9 protein-coding genes are annotated in these 11,865 nt (G+C 68.0%); 4 read left to right on the top strand and 5 right to left on the bottom strand.

The window, feature by feature from the left end; genetic code table 11:
* Positions 1–144: 144 nt before the first annotated feature.
* Complete coding sequence (locus tag ACIQ7H_RS12150; RefSeq protein WP_395791791.1) at positions 145–3,747, top strand: ATP-binding protein; 3,603 nt, start codon at positions 145–147, stop codon at positions 3,745–3,747.
* 46 nt (positions 3,748–3,793) lie between these two features.
* On the opposite strand, the gene hemE is transcribed toward ACIQ7H_RS12150, so the two are convergent.
* The 5 genes from hemE to ACIQ7H_RS12125 all read right to left on the bottom strand — a co-directional run bounded on the left by hemE (position 3,794) and on the right by ACIQ7H_RS12125 (position 9,635).
* Entirely contained in the window at positions 3,794–4,864 is a 1,071-nt protein-coding gene (hemE, locus tag ACIQ7H_RS12145) for a uroporphyrinogen decarboxylase (RefSeq protein WP_395791789.1), read from the bottom strand.
* Entirely contained in the window at positions 4,861–5,118 is a 258-nt protein-coding gene (locus tag ACIQ7H_RS12140) for a WGR domain-containing protein (RefSeq protein ID WP_395791787.1), read from the bottom strand. Before ACIQ7H_RS12140 ends, hemE begins: the two co-directional genes overlap by 4 nt.
* A gap of 63 nt (positions 5,119–5,181) precedes the next feature.
* Positions 5,182–7,887 carry a cation-translocating P-type ATPase gene (locus ACIQ7H_RS12135; protein WP_395791785.1) on the bottom strand — a complete coding sequence of 902 codons (2,706 nt, stop codon included), beginning with the start codon at positions 7,885–7,887 and terminating at the stop codon, positions 5,182–5,184.
* A 94-nt stretch (positions 7,888–7,981) separates the two neighbouring features.
* Positions 7,982–9,070, bottom strand: coding sequence for a 3-dehydroquinate synthase (gene aroB / locus ACIQ7H_RS12130; protein WP_395791783.1), 1,089 nt, complete (start codon positions 9,068–9,070; stop codon positions 7,982–7,984).
* Positions 9,048–9,635 carry a shikimate kinase gene (locus ACIQ7H_RS12125; RefSeq protein WP_395791781.1) on the bottom strand — a complete coding sequence of 196 codons (588 nt, stop codon included), beginning with the start codon at positions 9,633–9,635 and terminating at the stop codon, positions 9,048–9,050. Before ACIQ7H_RS12125 ends, aroB begins: the two co-directional genes overlap by 23 nt.
* A gap of 45 nt (positions 9,636–9,680) precedes the next feature.
* On the opposite strand from ACIQ7H_RS12125, the gene xrtH reads away from it, so the two are divergent.
* The 3 genes from xrtH (at position 9,681) to ACIQ7H_RS12110 (ending at position 11,832) form a co-directional block, all read left to right on the top strand.
* Positions 9,681–10,193, top strand: coding sequence for an exosortase H (gene xrtH, locus ACIQ7H_RS12120; protein WP_395791779.1), 513 nt, complete (start codon positions 9,681–9,683; stop codon positions 10,191–10,193).
* Between the two features lie 7 nt (positions 10,194–10,200).
* Positions 10,201–11,016: an NAD-dependent epimerase/dehydratase family protein gene (locus ACIQ7H_RS12115; protein WP_395791777.1), complete on the top strand. Its 816-nt coding sequence runs from the start codon at positions 10,201–10,203 to the stop codon at positions 11,014–11,016.
* A gap of 117 nt (positions 11,017–11,133) precedes the next feature.
* The gene (locus ACIQ7H_RS12110) at positions 11,134–11,832 is read left to right on the top strand and encodes a response regulator transcription factor (RefSeq protein WP_395791775.1); all 699 of its coding nucleotides are present in this window, start codon (positions 11,134–11,136) and stop codon (positions 11,830–11,832) included.
* The last annotated feature ends 33 nt before the right edge of the window (positions 11,833–11,865 follow it).

Here is an 11,865-nt window from a genome sequence, read left to right as displayed (position 1 = left end):
ACGGAGCCGGGGTGGCTGCAGTGTGGCGGCAGGCGTTGCGGGCGTGGAACGGCGCGTTGTGCGCGTGGGCCAGTACGACGCGCTCCTGCGACTGTGGCAGCATGCGGCGGGGGCCGGTGTTCTGCCGGGGAACGGATAGCTCGCATGCGCACTGGGTTTCGCGTTGTCGTCGCATTGATCACCTCGATGCTGGCCCTCGGAGCAGTGGCTGCCGCTGAATCGACGCCGGTGCTGCCGGAGACGCCGTTGTTCAGCAGCTTTGACATCGCCGATGGCTTGCCGGCCAGCAAGGTTCTGGCGCTTGCGCAGGATCACGAGGGCCATCTTTGGATCGGCACGCTGGATGGCCTGGCGCGCTATGACGGGGTGGGCTTCGAAGTCTGGCGGCACGATTCCGCAGATTCCGCTTCGTTGCCGTCCAACAATGTGCAGGCCCTGCACGTCGATGCGCGCGGTCGCCTGTGGCTGGCCGCCGAGGGCGCCGGCATCAGTCGGCTGCATGGTGCGCGCGCTCGCGCCTTCAGCCACTACAACCGCAGCACCGATCCGCGGATCGAGGCGGTCGACGTGTTCGCCATCACCAGCGATTCTGCCGGCGGCATCTGGTTCGGCGGCTTCCGCACCGGCCTGTACCGGCTCGATCCAGACAGTGGCGACGTGCAGGTGTTCCGCCACGATCCCGCGCGCGCCGACAGCCTGGCCGATGACACGGTGATATCGCTGCTGCGCGATAGCGGAGGGCGGATCTGGGTTGGCACGACCCGCGGCGTGTGCCGCGTCGACGGCCCCGGCTTTGTCTGTCTGCAGCCGCCCACGGACAGCGTGCGTGGGCACTGGGTTTGGGGCGTGACCGAGGCCGCCGACGGCGGTCTGCTGATCGGGACTGCGGACGCACTGTGGCGGCTGCATGATGAGCATTCGGCAGCCGCGCGCTTCGAGCGGATCGACGGTGTGTCGGCGTCCACGGTCATCGCGCTGCTGGATGAAGGCGGCGGGCATTGGTGGGTCGCTCAGTCCGGTGGCCTGCTGCGCCGCCAGGACGACACCTGGAACCTGCACCCCGCGCGGCCCGGCCAGCGCTGGGCGCTTCCCGGCCAGATGGTCAACGCCATTCTGCGCGATCACGAGAACGGGCTCTGGTTCGCGACCGACAGCGGCGGGCTGGCACGCTTGCCGCCGTCCTGGCGCGACTTCAGCGTGTTCCGACACGAGCCCGAGCGCAGCGCTGCGCTGCCCTTGGGCTTGGCCGCGGCGCACGACGGCGGGCTTTGGCTGGTGAATCAATCGGCGACGGTGGAGCGTATCGATCTGCGCAGCGGTGAGGTCACGCCGGTCTTCACGATCTCCGATCTGCCGGGCACCAAGCTGCGTTCCGTGCTGCAAACCCGCGACGGCAGCCTGTGGTTGGGCCACAGCGACGGCCTGATCATTCGCGCTGCCGACGGCAGCGAGCGCCGATTCGGCCCCGGCACCGAATCGCCCGCGCCCAGCGGCGAGCTTGACCACCTGCTGGAGACCGAGGCCGGCATCTGGGTCGGCGTGGTGGGCGTCGCCCTGCAGCTGCGCAGCCCGGATGGCGATCTGTTGCTGGATCTGCACGCGGGTGACGGCGGTCTCGACAGCGTCGAAACAGAGCACCTGGCGCAGGCGCCGGACGGCGCGCTGTGGTGGGCAGGCCCGGGCGGGCTGCGCCGGCGAGCGGCGGAGTCCAGTGTGTTCGAGCCGGTTCCGGGTGCGCCTGGTGAGCGGATTTTCGGCTTTGCCTTCGCCGATGCGACCACGCTCTGGCTGCATCGGCTGGGCGGCCTTGATCGCTACCACTGGGACGGGGTGAGGCTGGAGCGAATGGAAGGCCTGGGTGTGCGCGCCGGGCTGCCGGAGGTGGAGTCCGGCGGGGTGGTGATCGATGGTGAAGGCGCGGTGTGGCTGACCACTTCGCGTGGATTGTTCCGCTACCGTCCGCCGCGCGCCAACGAGCTGGCCTCGCTACGACGGTTTACCGAGCGCAACGGTCTGCCGAACAGCGAGTTCCGCAATCGACAGGCACCGCTGTTGACTCGCAGCGGCCACATCGCCGCACTCACGTTCGGCGGCGTGGTTGCGTTCGATCCCGCGCGCTTGAGCGAAACATCCACGCTGTCGCCACTGCGCTGGCATTCGGCAAGCGTACTGCGCGTCGGCCGCCGGCTCGATCTCGACGACGGTCCGATTGCGCTGCGGCATGACGATCGCGATCTGCGTTTCAGCCTGCGTCTGCTGTCGTTTGCCGACCCGTCGACGCACGCTTATCGCTTCCGGCTGGAGGGCATCGACCCCGATTGGATCGAAACTGGCACCACCCCGGAGCGCGCCTATGCACAACTGCCGCCGGGCACCTATCGGCTGGAGGTCAGCGCTGCCAGTGGCGATGGTCGCTGGGTGCCCGCGCTGAGTCGCGATGTCCATGTGGCGCAGCCGTGGTGGTGGACGCCCTGGGCTTGGGCCGGGTATGCCATGGCCTCCCTGCTGGCCGTGGTGCTGGCCTTTGCCGCGTACCGGCGTCGCCTGGCCGCACGCTATCGCCTGCGTATGGCCGAACAGGCGCAGGCACTTGCGCTGGATGCTTCCGAAACCAAGGGGCGTTTTCTCGCGACCTTGGGCCACGAGGTGCGCACGCCCATGACCGGCCTGCTGGGCATGAATGCGCTTCTTCTGGCCTCGCCGTTGGGCGCCGAACAACGGCGGCAGGCGGAGGCGGTGCGTCGGGCCGGGCAGATGATGCTGCGGTTGGTGAACGAAGCGCTGGATCTGGCACGGATCGAGGCTGGCCGACTGGAGCTGCTGCCGCAATCGGTCAGCCTGCCGCGTCTGGTCGATGAGGTGGTCGAGCTGGAGCGTCCACTGGCCGAGGGCAAAGGACTGCGGCTGCTGGCCAGTGTCAGCGCCGACGCGGCCATGCAGATCGAGGCGGATCCACTGCGGCTGCAGCAGATCCTGCTGAACCTGCTTGGCAACGCGATCAAGTTCACCGCGAGCGGTGAGGTCAGGCTGCGAATCAGCGCGCTGACTTCGGCAGGCGATACGACTCATCCGCAGTTCTGCTTCGAGGTTGAGGATACGGGCGCGGGCATGACCGAACAGGTGCTGCAGCGTCTGTTCCAGCCCTTCATGCAGGCTGACGGCGCGCGCACCGCGCAACAGCACGGTGGCAGCGGCCTCGGGCTGATGATCAGTCGGCAGCTGGCCGAAGCCATGGGTGGTGAATTGACAGCGCGCAGCACGCCGGGGCGGGGCAGCTGTTTCCGGCTGCTGCTGACGCTGCCCGTGCTGGGACCGGCGCAGACGGAGAACCTTGCCGACCCCGATGCGCTGGAGCCACCATCGATGGCGGGTTTGCCTGAAACGGTGCTGTTGGTCGAGGACCACCCGGATGTTGCTCAGGCGCTGGCGGGACTCATGCGCGCGTGGGGCTGCAACGTGGTGCATTCAGCGCATGCGCTGGAGGCGCTGGCGCAGATCGATCAGCACCTGTTCGAGGTCGCGGTGCTGGACATCGACCTGCCGGGTCTGGATGGCTTCGAACTGGCCAAGCTGATCCGCGCCGGCGGCCGGATACCGCGTCTGGTCGCCCTGACCGCACGCGACGATGCGGCCTGCGAGGCTCTGGCGCTGGAGGCCGGCTTCGATGTGTTCCTGCGCAAGCCTGCGCCGCCGGAAGCCTTGCGTGCCGCCCTGCGCGCGCCGCGCGGTGCTGCGGGCTCTGACTAGCCTGGCGCGCGTGGCCGTCCGGGCCACGCGCGAGTTGTTCATCTGCTCAGCCGCAGCGGCCTTTGGAGAGCGAATGCACGGCGTCGACGAGCACGCCGACGTGCTCGGGGTTCATGTCCGGCGACACGCCGTGGCCGAGGTTGAACACATGGCCTGGGCCGGTGCCGTAGGACTCCAGCGTGGCTGCGACTTCCGCGCGGATGACATCGGGCTGCGCATACAGCACGGTGGGATCGAGATTGCCCTGCAGCGCCACCCGGCCAGCGGTGCGAGTGCGGGCCTCGGAAAGATCAGTCAGCCAGTCGACGCCCAGTGCCTCGGCGCCGCTGTCGGCGAGCTCGCCCAGGTAGGCGCCGTTGCCGCGGCCGAACAGGATCAGCGGGGTGCGTTCGGCGCCGCTGCCGCGCTCCAGGCTTTCGGCAATGCGGCGCAGGTAGCGCAGCGAAAACTCGCGGTACATACGCGGCGACAGCACGCCGCCCCAGGTGTCGAACACCTGCAGGGCCTGCGCACCGGCGGCGCGCTGCGCGGCGAGATACGCTATCACCGCATCGGTGGTGACCTCCAGCAGCCGGTGCAGAGCGGCCGGCTCGTTCAGCGCCATCGCCTTGATGATCGAAAAGTTGTCGGAGCCGCCGCCTTCGACCATATAGCAGGCAAGCGTCCACGGGCTGCCGGAGAATCCGATCAGCGGCACCCGGCCCTTGAGCTCGCGCCGGATCAGGCTGACCGCATCCATCACGTAGCCGAGGTCCTGGGTCATGTCGGGCACGCCCAGCCGATCGACGTCGGCAACGCTGCGCACCGGGCGTTCGAACTTCGGTCCCTCACCTTCGGCGAAGTACAGGCCGAGGCCCATCGCATCGGGCACGGTCAGGATGTCGGAGAACAGGATCGCGGCATCGAGCGGGAAGCGGTCGAGCGGCTGCAGAGTGACCTCGCAGGCGAAGTCCGGGTTCTTCGCCATCGCCAGAAAACTGCCGGCGCGGGCGCGGCTGGCGCGGTATTCCGGCAGGTAACGCCCGGCCTGGCGCATGATCCAGACCGGCGTGCAGTCCACCGGTTCGCGCCGCAGGGCGCGCAGGAAACGATCGTTTTGCAGCGGGGCATAGGTCATCGACGTGGCGCCTCCGCGCCTTCTGAAAAGGTGATGCGGAAGCCGCGCTTGATCTGCGCATCGCGACCGGCCTCGAAGGCGGCAACCGCTTCGGCCTGGGTGGGATAGACCTCGCGCTTGGTCTGGCTGCGGCCGCCGACCTGACCGCTCTCGCGGAGCAGCCACCAGCTGCCGAGCAGGTCCTGTTCGAGCGTGAGTTTGAGATAGCGCGCCGATTCGCCGGCGGCGGGCGGCTGCTGCAGGAAGATTCGCATGCGCCAAGTTTAGCGGTCTGGCCGCGGTGGATGTTGCCGAGGCGAGCCGCCAACCGCCGTCGCCTAAGGAGCCAGTCGCCGGATCACCGCTTTCTCCACTTCCAGCACCAGCAGGAAGACCACGCCCAGCGCGATCACACCCGCGCCTTCGGCCAGCCCCACCGGCTCGCTGTTGAACAGGGTGTGCATCACGGGCAGGTAGGTGAAAAGCAGCTGGGCCAGCACGACCACGCTCACGCCGATCAACACCGCAGGGGTGCCCAGCACGCCGCGCCAGCTCAAGGAGCTGCCTTCGATGTAGCGCACCGCGAACAGGTAGAAGATCTCCAGCACCACCAGGGTGTTGACCACCAGGGTGCGTGACAGCTCGATGCTGTGGCCGGCGCCCTGGCTGGCGTAGAACACGCCGAAGCAGGCCAGCACGAACAGCACCGATACGAACGCCACCCGCCACAGCAGAAACGGCGTCAGCAGCGGCGCACCGCGGCCGCGCGGCGGGCGCTGCATCACCCCGGGCTCGGCCGGTTCGAAAGCGAGCGTCAGGCCCAGCGCAGTGGCCGTGATCATGTTGATCCACAGAATCTGCGCGGCCGTCACCGGCAGCGCCAGCCCGAACAGCAGGGCGGCCATGATCGCCAGGGTCTCGCCGCCGTTGGTCGGCAGTGTCCAGGCGATTACCTTGCGCAGGTTGTCGAAGATGACTCGACCTTCGCGAACGGCGGCGACAATCGTGGAGAAATTGTCATCGGTCAGCACCATCTCGGCCGCCTGCTTGGCGGTGTCGGTGCCCTTCATGCCCATCGCGATACCGACTTCGGCGCGTTTGAGCGCCGGCGCGTCGTTGACGCCATCGCCGGTCATCGCCACCACTTCGCCCTGCGCCTGCAGGGCCTCGACCAGGCGCAGCTTGTGCTCGGGAGTGACCCGCGCGAACACATCGGTGCTCAGCGCTGCCTGGGCGAAGGCCGCGGGGTCAAGCGCGTCGAGATCCGCGCCGGTCAACACATCGGGGCTGTCAGCCAGCTTGAGTTCGCGTGCGATGGCGAGCGCGGTGGCGGCATGGTCGCCGGTGATCATCTTCACCTTCAGCCCGGCGCTGCGGCATTCGGCGAGTGCATGCCGGGCCTCCTCGCGTGGCGGGTCGATCAGGCCGATCAAACCCAGCAGCCGGCAGTGTCCGTCGAGCGCCGCGTGGTCGAGCCGGGCGTCCATGGCCAGGCTGCAGTCGGCCAGCGCCAGCACCCGCAGGCCCTGCGCGGCGAGTTGCTCGATGCGGTGCTGCCAACTGCTCGCATCCAGCGCGATCTCGCGATCCTCGCCGGCCGCCTTGGCGCACAGCGCCAGCACCCGCTCTGGCGCGCCCTTGATCAGCACCAACTGCTGCGTGCCGAGCGGATGGGCGGTCGCCATGTACAGACGGGCGCTATCGAAGGGCAGGCTGGCGGTGCGTGGGTGCTTGGTGGTCTCGGCGCTGGCATCCAGACCGAAGCGCGCCGCCAGCGCCAGCAGGGCGCCTTCCATCGGGTCGCCGAGTACGCGCCAGTCGGTGGGCTGGCCGGAGTCCGTGTCCGAATCCGCGGGCTCCAGCCGCGCGTCATTGCACAGCAGGCACACGCGTGCGGCGCGCAGGCCGATCTCCACCGGCGGGTCGGCACCTTCCCAGTGGACATGCCCGTCCGGCGCATAGCCGCTGCCCTCGATTCGGGCCTGGCCTTCACTCAGCCACAGGCGCTCGGCACTCATCTGGTTGCGGGTGAGGGTGCCGGTCTTGTCGGAGCAGATCACCGTCACCGAGCCCAGCGTCTCCACCGCCGGCAGCTGGCGCACGATCGCGCGGCGCGCGGCCATGCGCTGCACGCCGATCGCCAGAGTGATCGTCATCACCGCCGGCAGTCCTTCGGGGATGGCCGCTACCGCCAGGCCGACCACGGCCAGAAATGCGTCGCTCCAGGGCGTGTCGTGCAGGCCGACCGCCAGCAGCAGCACGACCACCGATAGCAGCAGGATGGCAATCGTCAACTGCCGGGCCAATTGGTTCATACGCTCGATAAGCGGCGTGCTCAGCGACTTCACCTCGCCCAGCAGGCCGCTGATACGGCCGAGTTCGGTGCCGGTGCCGGTCGCGACCACCAGGCCCAAGCCGCTGCCGCTGGCGACCAGGCTGCCGCTGTAGGCCATGCAGCGGCGATCGCCGAGCACGGCAGCGGCATCGACCGCTTCCACCCGTTTGCTGGCGGCGACCGATTCGCCGGTCAGCAGCGACTCATCGATCTTCAGCTCATCCGCGCGCAGCAGACGCAGGTCGGCCGGGACCTTGTCGCCGGCTTCAAGCAGAACGATATCGCCGGGCACCAGCTCATCGGCCGGCAGGCCCTGCCGCTTGCCGTCGCGCAGCACCTGGCACTGCGGGTCGATCAGGCGGGCGATCGCAGCCAGCGCGTTCTCGGCGCGACCTTCCTGGATGAACCCCACCACGGCGTTCACCATGACTACGCCGAAGATCACGCCGGCATCCAGCAAGTGGCCGAGTCCAAGCGTCAGCACTGCTGCCGCCAGCAGCACATAGATCAGCAGGTTGTTGAACTGCGCCAGCCAGCGTCGCAGCAGGCCACGCTGCGGCCCGGCGGGCAGGCGGTTGTGCCCATGGATTTCGAGCTGCGCGGCGGCCTGGGCCGCACTCAGACCTTCCGCTTGGCTGCTCAGATGCTGCAGCGCGGACTGTGCGGACTCTGCGTACCAAGGGTGCGGATCGGCGTCGGCCTGGTGCATGGGGCGCTCCGCTCGGATCAGGGCCCCGATTGCAGCACGTTGAGAGTTGCGAAGCTGCAGCGCCGATCAAATGTCCCGCGCCAGAACGGTTGGATCAGGTCTGGCTGGCGCGCAGCGCGGCGAGGATATCGGCATCGGCAACGCCGGCAACAATCTCCGCCTTGCCGGCGTGCTGCCACAGAATCAGGCGCAGGCGACCCGACAGCGTCTTCTTGTCCAGGCGCATCAGCGCCAGCAGGTCCTCGGCTGCGAAACCGGCCGGCACCTGCACCGGCAGGCCGAAGCGCTGCAGCAGGGCAGACAGGCGCTCGCAGTCGGCGCTTGGCGCGCGGCCCAGTTGAGCGGACAGGCGCGCCGCCACCACCATGCCGACCGCCACCGCTTCGCCATGGCGATAGCGGTCGTAGCCGGCGGCGGTCTCCAGCGCATGGCCGAAGGTGTGGCCGAAGTTAAGCAGCGCGCGCTCGCCCTGTTCGGTTTCATCCAGCGCGACTACGTCCGCCTTGTAGCGACAGCAGCGCAGGGTGGCTTCGCCAAGGGTGTCGGCATCGCGCGTCAGCAGCGCGTCGGCGTGGGCATCCAGCCAGTCCAGAAAGCCGGCGTCGAAGATGGCGCCGTACTTCACGACTTCAGCCAGCCCGGCACGCAGTTCGCGCGGCGGCAGGGTGGCGAGCGTGTCGGTATCGGCGATCACGGCGCGCGGCTGGTGAAAGGCGCCGACCAGGTTCTTGCCTTGCGGCAGGTCCACTGCGGTCTTGCCGCCGACCGAGGAGTCGACCATCGCCAGCAGGGTGGTCGGCATCTGCACGAAGGCGATCCCACGCATCCAGCACGCCGCTGCGAAGCCCGCCAGATCGCCGATCACGCCGCCGCCCAGGGCAATGACGGTCGCATCGCGGTTGGCGCGCAGGCTGGCAAGCGCGTCGATCGCTTCGCCAAAGCGCGCCAGGGTCTTTTCCTGTTCGCCCGGTGGCAGCACCAGCACGGCGTGATCGAGGTCATGCAGACCTTCGCGCACGCGCTGCAGGTAGTGGGGTGCGACGTTGTCATCGGTGATCACCAGCGCCTGCCGGCCCGACAGCAGCGGCCGCCAGAGATCGGGCCGGTTCAGCAGGCCGGGGCCGGTGTGGATCGGGTAGCTGCGTGCAGCGAGCTGCACTTCAAGGCTGCGCGGCGGGCTCATCGAGGACGTTCTCTACGGTCGGTTCGGGAGCGGCAGCAGGGCGCTGCCAACGGCGTTCAAGCACGCGTGCAAGCCGCTCGGCGGCGGCGCCGACGTGCGATTGGTCGGACACGAAGACGAGGTCGGCCACTTCGCGGTAGAGCGGGTTGCGCAGGGTCGCCATGTCGGTCAGGCGCTGCTCGCGGTCGGGCGCGGCCAGCAGCGGGCGGGTGGTGTCGTTGCGCAGGCGCTCCAACTGGTGGGCGACGTCGGTCCGCAGCCACACCACGAAGCCACTGTCGCGCAGCAGGCTGCGATTGTCGGCGCGCAGAACGGCACCGCCGCCGGTGGCGAGGACCATCCCGCGGTCGGTGCATGTCTGCTGCAGCGACTGATGCTCACGATCGCGGAAGCCGGGCTCACCCTCAATCTCGAAAATCAACGGAATGCGCGCGCCGGTCTCGGTTTCGATCACTCGATCCAGGTCGACGAAACGCAGGCCAAAGCGCTTGGCGAGCCGGCGCCCGATGGTACTTTTGCCGGCACCCATCGGGCCTACGAGGATGAGATTCGACGCGGGATTCATGCGCGGATGCTAGCATCGCCGGCTGATTTCTCCGGGGTCCCATCGATGCTCCGCTTCTTCCTGATCTTCATGAGCCTGCTGATCGCGCTGTTCGCGCTGCGGATCAGCGCCTTCGGTGAGGAATACATCACCGGCCCGTTCACCGGGCTGCTCGCCTACATCAGCGTGTGGATCGTCACCTTGTTCGACAGCAACGTGATCTCCTACGGCAAGGTCATCGCCAGCAGCGTCAACGGCTTCGCAGTCGAGATCGCGCCCGGCTGTGATGGCATCGAGGCGGTGATCATCCTGATCGCGGCGCTGGTGGCTTTCCCATCCCCGTGGAAGCACAAGTTCTATGGCGTGATCATCGGGTTCTTCTGCATCCAGGCGTTGAACCTGGTGCGCATCATCAGCCTGTTCTACATGGGCCAGTGGAGCCAGGTCGCGTTCGACTGGTTCCACCTGTACCTGTGGCAGGCGCTGATCGTGCTCGATGCGCTGGCCGTATGGCTGATCTGGCTGCGCTACCTGCCAAAGCCGCAGCGGCGCGCGGCGGTCGAACCTGCAGCAGTCTGAGCCTGCGATGGGTCGGCGGATCCTGCTGGCGGGCTGCGGCGACCTTGGCGCGCGTTTGGCGAAGCGCTTGATTGCACGCGGCGATACGGTGTTCGGCCTGCGCCGCCGGGTGCACGCGCTGGCGGAGGGCATCGTACCGGTGGCGGCCGATCTCAATGACCCGTCCAGCCTCGGCGGGTTGCCGCAGGCTCTGGATGCCGTGGTCTGCACTATGACGCCTGCCAGCCGGGACGAGGTCGGCTACCGGCGTGCCTATCTCGATGCGCCGCGCAATCTGCTGGCGGCGCTTGGGGAAGCAAGTCCGCGCTGGGTTTTCGCGTCCAGCACGGCCGTCTACGGGGGCGACTCTGGCGACTGGGTAGACGACGATACTGTGGAGGCGCCCGAGGAATTCAACGGACATGTGCTGCTGCAGGCTGAGCAGGCTTTGGCCGCCGCGGTAGTCGATCTGAAGGTGCTGCGATTCACCGGCATCTACGGTCCGGGGCGGCTGATGATGTTGCGCCGCGCCCGCACAGCAAGCACAGCCGAGCCGCGTTGGACCAACCGCATCCACGCCGAGGACGCCGCGGCGGCCCTTTTGTTCGCGCTGGATCATTCAGAGCTGCCCGCGATCTGCATCGCCAGCGACGGCTCGCCTACGCGCGAGGACGCGGTGCTGGGCTGGCTCGCCGCCCAGCTCGGGCGACCGGCGCCGGTTTGCGGCGATGGCCCCGAGCGAGGGCGCAAGATCGTCCCAAAGCGTCTGATTGCGGCAGGATTTGTCCCGGTTTTTCCTGATTTCCGTACAGGCTATTCGTCACTGCTGCAGGACGCGGAGTGAGCAGCTATAGTGCCGTAACATTTTTTGAATCCGCGCCAGCGTATCAGCGCAGCGCTACATGCTTTGGCGATCGCCAGAGATGGACGCAGTGGCTGCGGGTTCCCAGGAGCAGGCTACATGGCTGAGGCGGCAGGCTTGATCGGCCTGGTCGAGGACGATCCCGATCAGGCGGCACTCTATGGATACTGGCTGGAGCAGGCCGGGTTTACTGTTCGCCACTACGAGGACGCTGGCGATTTTCGCCGTCGCCTGGGTGTTGAATCGGTCGATCTGCTGCTGCTCGACTGGAACCTTCCCGACGAAAGCGGTCTCGACATCCTGACCTGGTTGCGTCGCGACGGGCACACCAAGCTGCCGGTGATCTTTCTCACCGCGCGCAACGACGAGTCCGATGTGGTGGCCGGCCTTCGCGCGGGCGCAGACGACTACCTTTCGAAACCACCGCGTCAGGGCGAGCTGCTGGCGCGCGTCGACGCGATGCTGCGTCGCGTTGGCTTGGGCCAGGATGCGGCCAGCGTCGAAGACCTGCCGCCCTTTGTCGTCGACTACAGCCGTCGCCGGGTCAGCCTGCAGGCGCGCGATGTCAGCCTCACCGAGCGCGAATTCGATCTGGCGGCGTTCCTGTTCAGGCGCCGTGGTCGCGTAGTCAGCCGCGAGGCGCTGCTCGAAGGCGTCTGGAACATCCGCAGCGACGTCGCCACCCGGACGGTCGATACCCACATCAGCCGGTTGCGCAAGAAGCTCGAACTCGCCGGCGAGCACGGCTGGCGCCTCAACGCCGTCTACCAACACGGCTACCGCCTGGAACAGGGGTGAGAGGGCGCGTTTGCGCGGCACTGCCGCGCGCGC

The sequence above is a fragment of the Aquimonas sp. genome (assembly GCF_044377145.1).
Lineage (GTDB): Bacteria > Pseudomonadota > Gammaproteobacteria > Xanthomonadales > Xanthomonadaceae > Aquimonas.
This window is presented reverse-complemented; position numbering and strand designations above follow the sequence as displayed.